This window comes from Ruegeria sp. K5, assembly GCF_056531805.1.
In genome coordinates this window covers 703377-719774 of sequence record NZ_JBQFML010000001.1, presented here as the reverse complement: position 1 = coordinate 719774, position 16398 = coordinate 703377, and the positions used below count along the sequence as shown (strand labels likewise).

Here is a 16398-nt window from a genome sequence, read left to right as displayed (position 1 = left end):
ATGCCGGATGCGCTTTTTGGCCTTTTGACAACCCCATCCATTCCCGCTACTCAGCATTAAAGTCTTAAAATTCTGGGTTGAGAAAAAAATGACCGACGGGCGAGGCGCGGGCACATCCTGCGGGGGGCGTAAGTCTACAAACAAGATTTTGTGGCAATCGCTGACGTTTCTTTTCCTTTTTGTTGCCGCCAGCTTACTGGCTTTGCCGAATACGGCGCAGGCGCAAAGTTTCACCATCAACTCGTTCGAGGTGGAAGGAAACCGCCGCATCGAGACGGGGACGATCATCGCCAGAACGGGGATCGAACCGGGGCAAACCGTCACAACCGGTCAGTTGAACGACGCGTTCCAGCGTTTGCTTGACAGTGGTGTTTTTGAAACAGTCGAACTGACCCCGCGCGGTACAACCCTGCTGATCGAGGTTCAGGAATACCCGACGATCAACCAGATCAGCATCGAAGGAAATCGCCGCGTCAAAGACGATGTCCTGCTCGAAGTGATTTCGTCCCAGCCACGACGCGTTTTCACCCCTCAGGTCGCGGAAACCGACGCAGATCTGATTGCCGAGGTCTATTCGGCCCAGGGCCGGGTCGCAGCAACTGTAATCCCGCGCATCATCCGCCGCAGCGATAACCGTGTGGATCTGGTCTTTGAAGTCGCCGAAGGCACAACGATCGAGGTCGAGCGTGTCAGCTTTGTCGGTAACCGGGCCTATTCGGACCGCCGCCTGCGCCGTGTGCTGGAAACCAAACAAGCAACCTTCCTGCGCACCTTCTTCCGTAGCGACACCTTCATCGGTGACCGGATCGAGTTCGACAAACAGGTTATCCGCGATTTCTACCTGTCACGCGGCTATATCGACTTTCGCGTAAACAGCGCAAATGTGGAATTCACCCGCGAGCGTGATGCCTTCTTCCTGGTCATGAACGTGACCGAGGGGCAGAAATTCTCGTTCGGCAAGATCACGACTGTCAGCGAAATTCCCGGCGTCGATCCGGCCCCGTATCAGGAAGCGCTGAAGATCAAACCGGGCGTGACCTATTCGCCCACGCTGATCGAAAACTCGATTGCCCGGCAGGAGCGTTTGGGGATCCGGCAAGGTGTCGATTTCCTTCGAGTCGAACCTCGGGTGACCCGCAACCCACGCGATCTGACGTTGGATGTCGAATTTGTCCTGAGCAAGGGACCACGCATTTTTGTTGAGCGGATCGACATTGAAGGCAACACCACCACGCTTGACCGCGTAATCCGGCGTCAGTTCGACACGGTCGAAGGCGACCCCTTCAACCCGCGTGAGATCCGGCAGGCAGCGGAACGCATCAACGCACTGGGCTTTTTTGCCGTGGCGAATGTCGAGCCGCGCGAAGGATCCTCGCCCAGTCAGGTTATTCTCGATGTGGATGTCGAAGAGCAACCGACCGGATCGCTCAGCCTTGGTGGTAGCTTCTCGGCTTCGGATGGCTTCGGGATTGCGATTGGCCTGAACGAGTCCAACTTCCTCGGTCGCGGCCAGAACCTGGGTTTGACCCTATCGACGGCGCAGGATTCCGAGCAGTACACCATCAACTTTACCGAACCTTATCTGCTGGGACGTCGTCTGCGTTTCGATCTGGGCCTCGGTCTGGCCGGTACGAACTCGGGTTTTGCAAGCTACGACACCGAGCGCGTGTTCTTTAACCCGCAGCTGACCTACGCGATTGGCGAGCTGTCCTCGCTTCGCCTGCGGTACGGCTGGGAACGCAGTGAGATGACGCAGCAGGATGATGAGATCAACGGCGCGGTCATTTCCTCGGAAATCGATCAGGGCAAGCGGACAACCAGTTCAATCGGTGTGTCTTATGTCTATGACAGCCGTCTTGGCGGCCTGAACCCGAATGCCGGTGTGCTGTTCGAAGTTGGTGTTGATGCGGCCGGTCTGGGTGGCGACAACGAGTTCTTCAGAACAACCGCGCGCGGTATCGCACAGACCCGCGTCCTAAGCGAAGAAGTGGTATTGCGCGCGACACTGGAACTGGGTGCGCTGCATTGGACAGGCAACGATTTCAGCCGCACAATTGACCGCTTCCTTCTGGGGCCGAACACATTCCGCGGGTTTGAGCCCGCAGGTCTTGGCCCGCGTGACCTGTCCAACGGTCAGGACGATGCCATCGGCGGCAACTACTACTGGGTTGCCCGGTTCGAGTCGGATTTCCCCTTGGGCCTGCCAGAGGAACTGGGTCTGCGCGGCGGTGTGTTCTATGACGTCGGGAACCTCTACAACATCGACAACGTGAATACGGCGGGGGCGAACATCGTCGGGGCCAACGGATCGATCCGTCACGTTATCGGCGTCTCGGTCCTGTGGGAAACGCCCTTCGGCCCGCTGCGGTTCAACTTCTCGAAAGCTCTGAAAAAAGAAGAGTTCGACAACGAGCAGAACTTTGACCTGACCGTTCAAGCCCGGTTCTGATCCGCAATGCGGTGGATTTGCAAACGTCTCATTCAGGGCCCTTTGAGGGTCCTGTGTGTTTTTCTGGTTCTGTTTGGCGTGACATCAGCCGTGGCGCAGCAATTGGGCGTCACGCAGACCGTTGTGCTGACAGTCTCAAGCGATCGCTTGTTCACCGAATCCGAATTTGGCCAGCGGGTGCTGCGAGAGATCGAGCAGGAAGGCACGCTGCTGTCCGAGGAAAACGAACGGATCGTTGCCGAGCTAAGCACTGAAGAAAAGGACCTGACCGAGAAACGTGCCGAATTGGCGCCCGAAGACTTCCGTCCTCTGGCCGAGGCATTTGATCGCAAAGTGCAGTCGCATCGCGAGGGTCAGCGCGCCAAACTGGATGCCCTGGGCCGCATCAGTGAAGAAAGCCGACAAAAGTTCTACGAATTGGCGCGCCCGGTCCTGATCGATCTTATGCGTGAAAACGGGGCGTCCATCATCCTCGAACGCTCCAGCGTGCTGCTCAGTTCGGACACTTCGGACATTACCAGCGCCGCGATTGAGCGTATCGATGCTGCAATCGGTGATGGAACCGGCTTGCAGGACGGGACAGGCGAATAGGTTTGCTTGCCCTTGCGGGCCTGTATTGCTAACCACGCTGAAACTGAGAATGCAAAACGGGACATTTGAATTATGACCACGGAAACCAAAAGCGCTGACATTCAGCTGATCCAGCGGATTTTGCCGCACCGCTATCCGTTTCTGCTGGTCGATAAGGTGGTCGATATTACCGATTACCACTCGGCCCGTGGCATCAAGAATGTCACCATGAACGAGCCGCATTTCCAGGGCCACTTCCCCGGAACCCCGATCATGCCTGGCGTGACAATTGTCGAGGCGATGGCTCAGACCGCCGGTGTTATGCTGGGCGTTGGCATGGATGTGATCGACACCGAACTGCTGATCTATTTCATGAGCATCGACAAGTGCAAATTCCGTCGCAAGGTTGTTCCGGGTGACGTGCTGGAAATGCATGTCGAGACGATCCGTGGCAAGAAGGGCGGCAAGCTGTTCAAGTTCAGCGGTCGTGCAACCGTTGAAGGCGAGGTTGCAGCGGAAGCTGAGTTTTCGGCCTATGTTGACTGGGACATGGAAAAGACAACATGAGCGGCATTCACCCCAGTGCAATCATCGAAGAAGGCGCCCGGATCGGGCAGGACTGCGTCGTTGGGCCGTTCTGCTATGTCGGGGCGCAGGTCCGGTTGGGGGACCGGGTCGAGCTGAAGTCTCATGTTGTTGTCACCGGCGAAACTTCGGTTGGCGACGACACGGTGATCTTCAATTTCTCGGTCATCGGTGAGATCCCGCAGGACCTGAAATTCGGCGGCGAGAACACACGTCTGGAAATCGGTCAGCGCAACCGGATCCGCGAACATGTGACCATCAACACCGGCACCGAAGGCGGCGGTGGTGTGACCCGCATTGGCGATGACTGTTTGCTGATGGCCGGTGTTCACGTGGCCCATGATGTTCAAATCGGCAACCGTGTGATCATGGTGAACCATGCAGGTGCGGCAGGTCATTGTATCATCGAGGATGACGTGATCGTGGGCGGAATCTCGGGCCTGCACCAATGGGTGCGTGTGGGTCGCGGTGCCATTATCGGCGCGCTGACCATGGTGCCCAACGACGTGATTCCCTACGGGCTGGTACAGGCACCGCGCGGTGAGTTGGATGGTCTGAACCTGGTGGGCCTCAAGCGTCGCGGCGTGTCGCGCGCTGATATCTCGGCTTTGCGGGCGGCGTTCCGCGAATTGTCGGGCGGCGAGGGCACCTTTCAGGAGCGCGCCCGGCGCGCGGGTGAAGATACCGAAAGCGAATATGTGCGCCGTATTGTCGACTTTGTGACAGGTGACACGGACCGGTCGTTCCTGACCCCAAGGAAGTAACCCCATGCTGGCATTGATTGCGGGAACGGGTGTTTTACCGGAGGAGGTTGCGTCTGCGCTGGCAGAGCGGCCTTTGATCTGTGCAATGGAGGGGTTCGAGCCCGATAACCTGACACCCGATCTGGTGTTTCCGCTGGAACAATTGGGCAGTTTCATCGCCGACCTCAAATCGCGCGGCGTGACCCAAATTTGCATGGCAGGCGCAGTTCGGCGGCCCAAGGTGGATCCCGCGCGCATCGATGCGGCGACGCTGCCTTTGGTGCCGATCCTGCAGCAGGCAATCATGTCTGGCGACGATGGTGCCTTGCGGGCGGTGATCGGCATCTTCGAGGATGCTGGCCTGACCGTTCAAGCCGCGCATGACATTGCGCCCGATTTGCTGCCTCCGCTTGGTTGCCTGACCGAAGCGCAACCGTCCGAGGCTGATCTGGCTGACGCTGAGCGCGCCGCAACTGTTCTGCGCGCAATGGGCAACGCTGATATCGGACAGGCTTGTGCGGTTTCGCAACGGCAGGTGCTGGCCGTCGAAAGCATCTTTGGCACCGCCTGGATGCTGCAATCTCTGACTCAGCGGCCCGATGCTGGCGGCGGTGTGTTGTTCAAAGGCCCCAAACCCGATCAGGATCGTCGGGCCGATTTGCCTGCGATCGGACCCGATACCGTGTCCGGCGCGGTGGCTGCGGGCCTTGCGGGGATCGTCATCGAAAAGGGCGGCGTTCTGGTGCTGCAACGCGAACGCGTGATTGCCGAATGCGACCGTCTGGGGCTGTTCCTTTACGTGCGCGAGCGGGCCTCCTGATGCGTGTTTTTCTGGTCGCCGGGGAACCTTCGGGCGACCGGTTGGGCGGCGCGCTGATGGAGGGACTACGGACCCTTGTCCCCGAAATCGAATTCGATGGGGTAGGCGGGCCCCTGATGCAGGCGCAAGGGTTGGAAAGCCGCTTCCCGATGGCCGAACTGAGCGTCATGGGGCTGGTCGAGGTCCTGCCCAAGTTCTTCCACCTCAAACGCCGGATCGCCGAGACTGCGCAAGCGGTGCTGGATACGCAGCCCGATGTGCTGATCACTATCGACAGCCCCGATTTCTCGCTGCGTGTGGCAAAACTGGTGAAGGCGGCCAGCGACATTCGCACCGTGCATTACGTGGCTCCCAGCGTTTGGGCCTGGCGTCCGGGGCGGGCGGACAAGATGGCCAAGGTGATCGATCACGTTCTGGCCCTGCTGCCATTCGAGCCGCCTTATATGGAACGCGCGGGGATGGAGTGCGACTTTGTCGGCCATCCGGTCGCCAGCGAACCAATTGCGACCGAGGCGGATATCCACGATTTCCGGGCCGCCTATGATCTGGGCGATGCGCCCATTCTTCTGGCCTTGCCGGGTTCACGCCGGGGCGAGGTGGATCGCCTTGCTCCCGTCTTTGGGAAGGCGCTGCGGCAGTATCTCAAAACCCGACCAGACACGCGCGTCGTGGTGCCCGCCGTGGCCCATATGGTCGATACAGTGGCCGAGCATCTGCGCGACTGGCCCGGATCGCCAGTTGTAATCGACCCAAGAAATGTGCCCTCGGATCAGGCAGTGGCCCAGAAACGAGCGGCCTTCGCGGCGGCTGATCTGTCGCTGGCTGCGTCGGGGACGGTCTCGCTGGAACTGGCGGCGCAGGCAACGCCTATGGTGATTGCCTACAACCTGAACTGGCTAACGACCCTGATCGCCAAACGCATGGTGCAACTGGACACCGTGACTCTGGTCAATCTGGTGTCGGAAACCCGGGCCGTTCCCGAATGTCTGTTGGATGACTGCCAACCGGGCAAGATCGCCATTGCGTTGACGCAGGTGTCGGATGCACCGGATGCCCAGCGGCAGGCCATGGAGATCACCATGGAGCGTCTGGGCCGTGGCGGCGAAGCGCCGGGTCTGCGGGCGGCCAGATCGGTTTTGCAGCGCATGACGGTCGCAGATGGGTGAATACCTGCTCTTTGCGGTGTCCGCCGGGATCGCGATGGTGTCGACCAATCTGGATAATCTGGCGGTGTTGCTGGGGCTGATGCTGGTCATGGATCACAAGCGGGCCGTGGCAGGGTTCGCCGTGGCGCAGGCGATTGTGCTGTCGCTGGCTTTCGCGGTGGCCATCGGTGTCAGTCAAAGCGGTCTTCCGGGCTGGATCGGGTATCTTGGGCTGATCCCCCTGGCCCTGGGGCTTCGCGGTATTTGGCAGCAGTTTTCGGGGGCCGAGCGACAGGCGGATGAACCCAATGGGGCCGTGACCTCGGTCGTGACCCTGTTTCTGAGCTTGTCGGTGGACAGTTTCGCAGTGATGACCCCGCTGCTGGCGGATTCGGCCCCGGTTTTCCGGCTGACCGCCCTGATCGGAGCGATTTGTGCTGCGGTGCTGTTAGCCTCGGTCGCTGCGTGGGGGGCACCTTATGCGCAAAACCTCGGGCCTCGTGTCGCGCGTCTGGATCGGATCGCGCCGTATATTATGGTCTGTGTCGGTCTTTACATCCTGCTCAATTCGCCGACCGACGTGCTTTGATCCGCCGTCTCGGCGTTGTGATCGCCGCGCTGTTGTCGCGGCGATCTGGCCCTGCAATATCCTGCGGCCAAAGGAGATCGCAGATGACCCGCATTCCCCCATTGACCGACGATCAGATGACCCCGCAGGCCCGCGCGGCCCATACCGAGCTGGGTGCATACGGCCCGTTCGACAACTGGGCGCGGGTGGCGGCCCATTGCCCGCCGGTGTTGGAACACGTGAGCGGAATGCTGACCGCATTGCGCGCGCAGGAAACTCTGCCGCGCCGGGCGCTGGAACTGGCGATGGTGACAGTGTCCAAGCTGAATGCCTGCGACTATTGCGTGTCACATCACGCGCCATTGCTGACGGTTGCCGGGCTCAGCCCAGAAGGCGCGGCGCGGTTGCCCGATGTTACAGATCACCCTGAACTGGACGCCTGCGACAAGGCGGTCGTGCTCTACGCTCAGGCGGTGACAACCCGCTCAGGCCGCATGCGCGACGCCGAGGTGTCCGACCTGCGGGAATGGTTCAGTAACGCGCAGATCGTCGAGTTGACCTGGCGCATCGCGCTGTGCGGCGCGTTCAACCGGTTCAATGATGCGCTGCAAATCCAGATTGAGCCCGAGGTCGATCCGGTCTCGGCTTAATACCCGCGCCAGATCCAGCCACCGCCATAGATGCGGCTGCCCTCATTGGCATAGAACACGCAGGCCTGACCCGGAGAGATGCCTTCCTCGGGCGTCAGCAACTCGACCTCAGCCGTGGTGTCCGACAGGGGGCGGATGATCGCCTCACGCGGGGGGCGGGTCGAGCGAACTTTGACCGACAAGTGCCATTCACTGCGTGAGGTGAAGGGTTCATCGCCCAGCCAGTTGATCTCGCGCACGGGAACGGTGCGGGTGGCCAGCATCTCTTTTGGGCCGACAACAACCTGTTTCTTATCCACGTCCAGCTTGACGACATAAAGTGGCTCGCTCAGCCCACCGATGCCAAGACCGCGCCGCTGACCGATGGTGTAGTGAATCACCCCGTCATGCTGCGCCAGAACGCGGCCATCGGCGTGCACAATCTCACCGGGTTCCGCAGCACCGGGGCGCAGTTTTTCGATCACGCTGGCATAGTTGCCGTTGGGCACAAAACAGATGTCCTGACTGTCGGGCTTGTCGGCCACGGCCAGCCCATATTGCGCCGCCATTTCGCGCGTTGCGTCTTTGGAGGGCAGGTGGCCCAGCGGGAAGCGCAGATAATCCAACTGTTCGGGCGTGGTTGAGAACAGGAAGTAGGACTGGTCGCGGTTTGCATCCTCGGCACTGTGCAATTCCGGGCCGTTCGCGCCCATCTTGCGCTGAATATAGTGACCGGTGGCCATGCAATCAGCTTCCAGATCCTTGGCGGTTTCCAGCAGATCCTTGAATTTCACCCGTTCATTGCAGCGGATACAGGGCACCGGTGTCGCGCCGGCCAGATAGCTGTCGGCGAATTCGTCGATCACCGCGTCCTTGAAGATGTTCTCGTAATCCAGAACGTAATGCGGAAAGCCACGTTCCTCGGCCACGCGGCGCGCGTCGTGGATGTCGATCCCTGCACAGCATGCACCTTTCTTGGCCAGCGCCGCGCCGTGGTCGTACAGCTGCAAGGTCACTCCCACCACGTCATACTCCTGATCGGCCAGATAGGCTGCCACGACGGAGCTGTCGACGCCGCCAGACATGGCAACAACCACCCGCGTTTCCGAGGGAGGTTTGGCAAAGCCAAGCGAATTGAGTTGGGTCTCGGCGGCGAGGGCCATGGCGATTCCAGTCCGGGTTAAGAAAGACCGGCAGAATATAGGAAAATTCTAGACACTCTCAAGGGGCGGTTTCACCCGGCATTAAGTAGGCTGGTGCCAGCTTTGATGCAGCAGGAAAAGGGTTGAAAGATGTATTTGCACAAAGTTGAAGGACCGCGGTCCGTAACCCTGCCGGATGGAACGATTTTGTCCCGCGCCGATCTTCCGCCTTCGGACACGCGGCGCTGGGTGGCCTCGCGCAAGATCGTAGTCGTACGCGGGGTGCTTTATGGGCTGATTACGCTGTCAGAGGCCAAGAAGCGCTATGGCATCAGCGATGAAGAGTTCAACACCTGGGTCGCAGCGGTTGCCGAGCACGGTGTTGAGGCGCTGAAAGTCACCGCCTTAAAAAAATATCGACAACCTAAAGGAGAAAGTGAATAAATGATTCAACGGTAACGTCAGATTAACCATTCTTGGTCAGGTTTAATTTTAATTGGAATATTTGACCCGAATTGGAGCAGTGAAATGAGAATACTTCTTGTCGAGGATGATCCGACCACGTCCAAAAGCATCGAACTGATGCTGACGCATGCAAACCTGAACGTGTATGCGACGGATCTGGGGGAAGAGGGGATCGATCTGGCAAAACTCTACGATTACGACCTTATTTTGCTGGACCTGAACCTGCCGGACATGAATGGGCACGAAGTTTTGCGGCAATTGCGGATCGCGCGGGTAGAAACACCAATTCTGATCCTGTCGGGCGCCGATGATACCGAGAGCAAAATCAAAGGGTTTGGCTTCGGGGCTGACGATTACCTGACGAAGCCGTTCCACCGCGAAGAACTGGTGGCACGCATTCACGCGATCATCCGCCGGTCCAAGGGGCATTCGCAATCGGTGATCCATACAGGTCGCGTCGCAGTCAATCTGGATGCGAAAACAGTCGAAGTAGATGGCAAGACGGTTCATCTGACCGGCAAGGAATACCAGATGCTGGAGCTGTTGAGCCTGCGCAAGGGGACGACTCTGACCAAAGAGATGTTTCTGAATCATCTCTATGGCGGCATGGACGAACCCGAACTGAAAATCATCGACGTTTTCATCTGTAAGCTGCGTAAGAAACTCAGCAACGCGACCGGCGGCGACAACTATATCGAGACAGTTTGGGGCCGTGGTTACGTTCTGCGTGACCCGCAAAGCAACACGGTGGACGAGACCCGTATGGCCGTCGGCGCCTGACACAAGAACACCTGTGCCGCCGGTGGTCCAGGGCGGCACCCGCACTCACGGATCAGCACGTCTGGACCTGGCCATGGCCTCGCCCTATCACTGATGTCCAAGAAGACGTGACAGGGCGAGGCCATGAGCAACTCCATTACACCCGCAGACATGACCGAAGACGAGGCCCGCGCCGAGCTGGAGCGTTTGGCCAAAGCGCTTTTGCGGGCCAATCGGTTGTACCACGCCGAAGACGCGCCCGAGATTTCGGATGCGGAATACGATTCTCTGAAACGCCGCAATGCCGAGATCGAGGCGCAATTCCCGCACCTGAAACGCGCCGACAGCCCCAGCGAACAGGTCGGCGCCCGGGCCGCAGACGGATTCTCCAAAGTCACCCATGCGATGCGCATGATGTCATTGGGAAATGCCTTTGATGACGAGGACGTAGGCGATTTCGACCGGTCGATCCGAAAATACCTCGGGTTGGCCGCAGGCGCGCCGCTGGCCTTTACGGCGGAACCCAAGATCGACGGTTTGTCCCTGTCCTTGCGTTATGAGGACGGTGAATTGGTTCAGGCCGCAACGCGTGGCGATGGCGAGGTGGGCGAGAATGTCACCGCAAACGCCCGCACGGTTTCGGACATCCCGCAAAGGATCAAAGACGCGCCAGCCGTTCTGGAGGTTCGGGGCGAGGTGTATATGTCCCACGCGGATTTCGATGCGCTCAACCAGCGCCAGACGGAGAGCGGAGGGAAGACATTCGCCAACCCCAGAAACGCGGCCGCCGGGTCCTTGCGACAACTGGATGCGGAAATCACCCGCGCGCGACCTTTAAGGTTTTTTGCCTATGCCTGGGGCGAGGTGTCAGAGCCGCTGGCGGACACTCAGATGGGTGCAATTGAACGGCTAAAGGATTTTGGGTTTTCGACCAATGCCTTGACGCGTCTTTGTAATGCGACAGAAGATATTCTCGCGCATTACCGCGATATTGAAGCGCAGCGATCGACCCTTGGGTATGACATCGATGGGGTCGTCTACAAAGTGAACGACCTGGCGCTGCAAGCGCGGTTGGGGTTCCGGTCCACGACGCCTCGCTGGGCCATCGCCCATAAATTCCCCGCTGAACTGGCCTGGACCCGGTTGGAGGCAATCGACATTCAGGTCGGGCGCACCGGTGCCCTCAGCCCCGTGGCGCGCCTGCATCCGGTGACGGTGGGCGGCGTCGTCGTATCCAACGCCACTTTGCACAATGAAGACTATATTGCAGGTCGGGACGCCAAGGGTGGCACCATCCGCGACGGCAAAGACATTCGGGTCGGCGATTGGGTGCAGGTCTATCGCGCCGGGGACGTGATCCCCAAAGTGGCCGATGTCGATCTGACCAAACGCCCGGCAGACAGTATCGCGTACGCTTTCCCGCAAGAATGCCCCGAATGCGACAGTGCCGCCATCCGCGAAGATGGTGATGCCGTCCGGCGCTGTACCGGCGGGCTGATTTGCCCTGCGCAAGCGGTTGAAAAACTGAAACACTTCGTATCCCGGAAAGCGTTCGACATCGAAGGGCTGGGGGCCAAACAGATTGAGATGTTTCATGGCGATGAGGTTCTGCCAATCAACACTCCGGCGGATATTTTCACGCTGCAGGCGCGCGACACGGGCAATCTGGCTCGGCTCAAGAACCGGGATGGATGGGGTGAGACGTCGGCCAGGAACCTGTTCGACGCCATTGATGAGAAACGAACCATTGAACTGGGGCGCTTGCTGTTCGCCCTTGGCATTCGCCATGTCGGAGAGGTTGGCGCGCGCGACTTGGCGCTACACTACCTGACTTGGGAGGCTATGGCGCAGGCGATTGACATGACCCGCCCGGCCGCACTGGCGCAGCGGCGTGCTGATCAGGCTGAAGAGGCCGAGCGCATCGCCGCCACCGAAGAAAACCGTCGGGCCCGCGTTAAAGAAGCACGCGACGCTGCAATCGCAACTTCGGATGTACCCGAGGCCGCTGCCACGGCCTGGTCCGATTTGATTGGCATCGACGGCATCGGCGCAACGCTGGGCCTGTCCCTGTCGGATGCCTTTGCCAATTCGGATGAGCGCCGCGCTTTCGATGACCTGATCCGGCATTTGACGATCATATCACCCGACGCCCCTGCATCGGACAGCCCGGTTGCAGGCAAGACGGTCGTCTTCACCGGAACGCTGGAAAAGATGACCCGCGCCGAGGCCAAAGCGAGGGCTGAGGCTTTGGGTGCCAAAGTCTCAGGCTCGGTCAGCAAAAAAACCGATCTGTTGGTGGCCGGGCCCGGGGCCGGATCCAAGGCCAAGAAAGCCGCAGAACTGGGTATCAAAACGCTGGATGAGGATGGCTGGCTGCAGCTGATCGACGGCGCATGAGCGGACGGCCCGAACAACTTTTCCCGCTGTTTGCCGGGTTGGAAACGCTGGAGGGTGTCGGCCCCAAAACCGCACAGGCCATGGTTCAAAGCGGGGTCGAAAGCCCGCGCGATGTGCTGTTTGGGCTGCCATATGCCGTGGTTGACCGGCGCAGGCGTGACACGATCCAAGGGGCTGATCTGCCGACAACTCTGACGGTTGAGGTGACTGTTGGCCCGCACCGTCCGCCCCGAAACAAAGGCGGGGCCTATCGGATTCATGTCGAAGACAGTCAGGCCGATTTTCAACTCGTGTTCTTTCACGCGCGGGGCGATTACCTGAAGAAGGTGCTGCCGCAGGGATCGCGCCGGGTGATCTCGGGCAAGTTGGAGCTGTTCGACGGGATTGCGCAGATGGTGCATCCCGATCACATGCTGCCGGTCGAGCAGGCCCGGGACATTCCCGAATTCGAACCGGTCTATCACTTGACGCAAGGGGTGACGCAAAAAACGGCGTACAAGGCCGCGCGCAGCGCGTTGGCCCGCGCGCCTGAATTGGCCGAATGGATTGATCGGGCTCAAGTGGCTCAGAAAAAATGGACAAGCTGGCATGATGCGGTTCACGCCGCCCATCATCCGCAGGGCGCCGATGATGTGGCCGCGTTCTCTCCGGCCCGGGAACGTTTGGCCTATGATGAGCTTTTGGCGCATCAGTTGACCCTGGCTCTGGCGCGGCAGATCGAACGCAAGGCGCGGGGGATCTCCAGCGTCAGCACCGGGGCGTTGCAGTCCAGAGTTCTGCGGAGCCTGCCGTATCGACCGACCGGGGCGCAAACCCGCGCGATTGAAGAGATCTCGGCCGATATGGCGTCGGACTTGCGGATGAACCGGTTGCTGCAGGGCGATGTGGGGGCGGGGAAGACACTGGTCGCGTTCATGGCGCTTCTGATCGCGGTTGAGGCTGGCGGGCAGGGCGTGATGATGGCCCCGACCGAGATTCTGGCCCGTCAGCATCTGGAAGGCCTGCGCCCCTTGGCCGAAGAGGCCGGAGTTGTTCTGGAAATCCTGACCGGACGCGACAAGGGATCCGAGCGTCGCGCCAAGCTTGAGGCTTTGGCGCGTGGCGATATTCAGATCCTTGTCGGCACCCATGCAGTGTTCCAAAGCGACGTGGCATTCAGAAACCTGCGGCTCGCCATCGTTGACGAACAGCACCGGTTCGGGGTGCGTCAACGGATGGAATTGTCTGAGAAAGGACAGGGCGCCGATGTCTTGGTGATGACCGCGACTCCGATCCCGCGCAGCCTGGCGCTGGCGCAATATGGCGACATGGATGTTTCAGTTCTGGACGAAAAGCCGCCCGGGCGAAAGCCGATCAAAACCGCGATTGTCAGCACTGGGCGCATGGATGAGGTCGTCGCCCATCTGCGTCGCGCGATTGATGAGGGGCGACAGTGCTATTGGGTGTGTCCCTTGGTCGACGAATCCGAGGTGTCTGACCTGACCGCGGCCGAGGAACGGTTCAAGCGCCTGCGGGCAGTGTTGGGCGAAGGCATCGTTGGGCTGGTGCATGGTCAGATGCCGCCTGCTGAAAAAGACGCGGCCATGACAGCCTTTCAGAACGGGGACATCAAGGTTCTGGTGGCCACGACGGTCATTGAGGTCGGTGTGAACGTACCCAATGCCACGATCATGGTGATTGAACGGGCCGAGATCTTTGGTCTGGCGCAACTACACCAACTGCGCGGTCGCGTCGGACGGGGCGACGCGGATTCGACCTGTTTGCTGATGTATCAAGCGCCGCTCAGCGAAGGCGGGCGCAAGCGGCTGGAAGTGCTGCGCGAGACCGAGGACGGCTTTCGCATCTCGGAAACGGATTTGCAGATGCGCGGCGCGGGCGATCTGATCGGCACGGCGCAATCCGGGTTGCCGAAATTCCGCATTGCCGATCTGGAGCGGCAGGCCGGGTTGATGGAGGTTGCGCAATCCGATGCCCGCGCGTTGTTGAATGCGGACCCGAAACTGACCTCGGACCGGGGCAAAGCCGCGCGTGTTCTACTGTGGCTTATGAAACAGGATCAGGCGATCCGTTTGATTTCAGTGGGTTAGATTATAAATCCCTTAAAGTTCACAAATGTTCTCAAAAAGTTCTTTACCGACTCGGCAAAATATGAGAACAAAAGGTCAACAAAGGATTAAATCCCTGACCGGAGGTGACCCATGCTGACCCAGATCAAGACAGTCTTTACCCGCTCGCAACCGACCATCCTGCAGGATGCGGTGGGTGTGGCCTCCTTGGTCGTTATGCTGATGGTTGCCCTTCACCTTCCGATTGGATTCTAAGCCTTTCTGCCTGCGCTCTCGTGCCGACTAACCCGCGCCTGTCATCCCCAATACGATCAAGGGTGACCTGCCTGTCCCAAACCCCTTGAAGGGGCCATGCCTCGGCCCCGCGCGGTGTCCCGGACCCCACACGAGAAACGCATTGCCTGCCGCCGCCCTTTCCGCCCGGAAGGTGCGGCGGTTTTTTTATAGCTGACCGGTTTTCATGATTTCCAGCATCGCAGACAGCACCGAATTGACTGCGACCGAGGCCAGGATCATCCCCATCACCCGGCTGATAATCGCGGCACCGGAATGCCCGATCAGGCGAATGATCGGCTCGGCCAGCAACATCAGGACAAAGGCAATCACCAGAACCGACAGCATGACCAGCGCGGTAATGCCCTGATCTGCCGCGCTGTAACGGTTGTTGTCGGTCAGGATCACAATCGCCAGCATCGCGCCCGGTGAGGCGAGGGACGGCACGGCAAGCGGAAAGATGGCCGGGTTATGCGTGTGGGTTTTGTCGTCCTTATCATCCTCGGCGGCGCGTTGTTCCATGTCCTGCTTGCTTTCGCCAAAGATCATGGTCAGCGCGAACAGGAACAGGATGATCCCGCCAGCCACCTGAAATGAATTCAGGCCGATATCCAGCGCCTCGATCAGCAACTGGCCGAACACCAGGAAAAACAGCAAAACGCCGGCGCTGATCAAGGCGGCCAGAACAGCGGTGCGCCGTCGCGCGGCGGCCTCAAGCCCGGCGGTTACGGCAATGAACACAGGAATCGTCCCGATGGGGTCAATCACGACCCACAATGTCACGAAATGTTCGAGTAAATTGTTCACACCCATCTCTCCGCCAAATTTTGACTGACGTTAGACGGGATTGCCGCAAAACGCTACGATCAGGCGCAGTTGGCCTGTTCAGCTTGCGCAATTGCTTCGGCGGTGGCGTCAAGACACAAAAGGATCGAGGCGTGGCGGTTCTTATAGTCCCGCGCGGGTATCAGCACCTCTAACCCGTCAAACGGCGCGTCGGGGACCGGCCCGTCTTTTTTCAGCATCGCAGCCAGTTGATCCCGAGCAGTTTCGATCTGCGCCCGCGTGGCCCCCAACACCGCGTCTCCGACAACCGAAGCCGATGCCTGACCCAAAGCACAGGCTTTCACGTCCTGCCCGAAAGCGGCGACTCGGCCATCCTGTACCTTCACGTCAACGGTCACGGTCGAACCGCATAGCGGGGACCGTTTTTTGACCGTCGCATCGGGGTTATCCAGCCGATCCAGATGCGGAATATCCGCCGCGAGCGCCAGAATGCGTCCGGAATAGAGCTTTATCAGATCGTTCTCGCCGCTCATGGCTTTCCCTCGTTGCGTGTTCCCCATACATAGTGGTCAGCCCCCGGGATGCAAAAGGTTTTTGTCATGTCTGACCCTGTCGTGTTTGACCCATCGACTTTGAAATATAACGAGGCTGGGTTGATCCCCGCCATCGCGCAGGATCACACATCCGGCGAGGTGCTGATGATGGCCTGGATGAATGCGCAGGCGGTGGAACGCACGTTGGAAACAGGGCGCGTCACCTATTGGTCGCGGTCGCGGCAGTCCTTCTGGATCAAGGGTGAGTCTTCGGGACACACTCAGGAACTGGTCGATTTCCGTGTCGATTGTGACAGGGACTGCCTGTTGGTTCTTGTTGATCAGAAAGGTCCCGCTTGTCACACCAACCGGCGCAGCTGTTTCTATACGGCCATTCGGGACGGAGATGAGACCGAGTTGATGAAACCGATGGAGTGAATGGCGCAAGCGCCATGCCTTCGGCGAGAG

General features: G+C 59.6%; 17 protein-coding genes. 14 read left to right on the top strand and 3 right to left on the bottom strand.

Translation table 11 applies throughout. From position 1 onward, the window contains the following. Positions 1-88 precede the first annotated feature (88 nt). The 8 genes from bamA to ACR0MO_RS03645 all read left to right on the top strand — a co-directional run bounded on the left by bamA (position 89) and on the right by ACR0MO_RS03645 (position 7530). Positions 89-2449: an outer membrane protein assembly factor BamA gene (gene bamA / locus ACR0MO_RS03680; protein WP_170450791.1), complete on the top strand. Its 2361-nt coding sequence runs from the start codon at positions 89-91 to the stop codon at positions 2447-2449. Between the two features lie 6 nt (positions 2450-2455). Further along, the gene (locus tag ACR0MO_RS03675; RefSeq protein ID WP_480889760.1) at positions 2456-3040 is read left to right on the top strand and encodes an OmpH/Skp family outer membrane protein; all 585 of its coding nucleotides are present in this window, start codon (positions 2456-2458) and stop codon (positions 3038-3040) included. A gap of 72 nt (positions 3041-3112) precedes the next feature. Continuing rightward, positions 3113-3586, top strand: coding sequence for a 3-hydroxyacyl-ACP dehydratase FabZ (gene fabZ / locus ACR0MO_RS03670; protein WP_170450786.1), 474 nt, complete (start codon positions 3113-3115; stop codon positions 3584-3586). Then, positions 3583-4368: an acyl-ACP--UDP-N-acetylglucosamine O-acyltransferase gene (gene lpxA, locus ACR0MO_RS03665; protein WP_480889758.1), complete on the top strand. Its 786-nt coding sequence runs from the start codon at positions 3583-3585 to the stop codon at positions 4366-4368. Before fabZ ends, lpxA begins: the two co-directional genes overlap by 4 nt. A 4-nt stretch (positions 4369-4372) precedes the next feature. Then, positions 4373-5167 (top strand): LpxI family protein, encoded by a 795-nt coding sequence (locus ACR0MO_RS03660; protein ID WP_480581247.1) that lies wholly within the window; start codon positions 4373-4375, stop codon positions 5165-5167. Continuing rightward, positions 5167-6333, top strand: coding sequence for a lipid-A-disaccharide synthase (gene lpxB, locus ACR0MO_RS03655; RefSeq protein ID WP_480889754.1), 1167 nt, complete (start codon positions 5167-5169; stop codon positions 6331-6333). Before ACR0MO_RS03660 ends, lpxB begins: the two co-directional genes overlap by 1 nt. After that, positions 6326-6901, top strand: coding sequence for a hypothetical protein (locus tag ACR0MO_RS03650; protein ID WP_480872754.1), 576 nt, complete (start codon positions 6326-6328; stop codon positions 6899-6901). Before lpxB ends, ACR0MO_RS03650 begins: the two co-directional genes overlap by 8 nt. A gap of 83 nt (positions 6902-6984) precedes the next feature. Beyond that, positions 6985-7530 (top strand): carboxymuconolactone decarboxylase family protein, encoded by a 546-nt coding sequence (locus ACR0MO_RS03645; protein WP_170518515.1) that lies wholly within the window; start codon positions 6985-6987, stop codon positions 7528-7530. Here ACR0MO_RS03645 and mnmA read toward each other — a convergent pair. After that, positions 7527-8672, bottom strand: coding sequence for a tRNA 2-thiouridine(34) synthase MnmA (mnmA, locus tag ACR0MO_RS03640; RefSeq protein WP_480889752.1), 1146 nt, complete (start codon positions 8670-8672; stop codon positions 7527-7529). The genes ACR0MO_RS03645 and mnmA overlap by 4 nt on opposite strands. A gap of 129 nt (positions 8673-8801) precedes the next feature. Here mnmA and sciP point away from each other — a divergent pair, with 129 nt between their 5' ends. From sciP to ACR0MO_RS03615, 5 genes are all read left to right on the top strand, one after another. Further along, positions 8802-9095: a CtrA inhibitor SciP gene (gene sciP / locus ACR0MO_RS03635; RefSeq protein ID WP_170450771.1), complete on the top strand. Its 294-nt coding sequence runs from the start codon at positions 8802-8804 to the stop codon at positions 9093-9095. 84 nt (positions 9096-9179) lie between these two features. After that, a complete protein-coding gene (gene ctrA, locus ACR0MO_RS03630; RefSeq protein WP_170450769.1) occupies positions 9180-9896 on the top strand; it encodes a response regulator transcription factor CtrA in 717 nt (238 codons plus the stop codon). Between the two features lie 123 nt (positions 9897-10019). Next, entirely contained in the window at positions 10020-12272 is a 2253-nt protein-coding gene (ligA, locus tag ACR0MO_RS03625; RefSeq protein ID WP_480889749.1) for an NAD-dependent DNA ligase LigA, read from the top strand. Beyond that, the gene (gene recG / locus ACR0MO_RS03620) at positions 12269-14359 is read left to right on the top strand and encodes an ATP-dependent DNA helicase RecG (protein ID WP_480889746.1); all 2091 of its coding nucleotides are present in this window, start codon (positions 12269-12271) and stop codon (positions 14357-14359) included. Before ligA ends, recG begins: the two co-directional genes overlap by 4 nt. Positions 14360-14470: 111 nt before the next feature. After that, positions 14471-14593, top strand: a complete 123-nt coding sequence (locus ACR0MO_RS03615; RefSeq protein WP_480581227.1) for a hypothetical protein — start codon at positions 14471-14473, stop codon at positions 14591-14593. 186 nt (positions 14594-14779) lie between these two features. Here the strand turns inward: ACR0MO_RS03615 and ACR0MO_RS03610 are convergent, their stop codons facing one another. Together ACR0MO_RS03610 and ACR0MO_RS03605 are read right to left on the bottom strand one after the other, a co-directional pair. Continuing rightward, positions 14780-15418, bottom strand: a complete 639-nt coding sequence (locus ACR0MO_RS03610) for a MarC family protein (RefSeq protein WP_170450764.1) — start codon at positions 15416-15418, stop codon at positions 14780-14782. Positions 15419-15477: 59 nt separating this feature from the next. Then, a complete protein-coding gene (locus ACR0MO_RS03605) occupies positions 15478-15930 on the bottom strand; it encodes an iron-sulfur cluster assembly scaffold protein (protein ID WP_170450762.1) in 453 nt (150 codons plus the stop codon). A gap of 48 nt (positions 15931-15978) precedes the next feature. On the opposite strand from ACR0MO_RS03605, the gene hisI reads away from it, so the two are divergent. Beyond that, the gene (gene hisI, locus ACR0MO_RS03600) at positions 15979-16368 is read left to right on the top strand and encodes a phosphoribosyl-AMP cyclohydrolase (RefSeq protein ID WP_170450760.1); all 390 of its coding nucleotides are present in this window, start codon (positions 15979-15981) and stop codon (positions 16366-16368) included. The last annotated feature ends 30 nt before the right edge of the window (positions 16369-16398 follow it).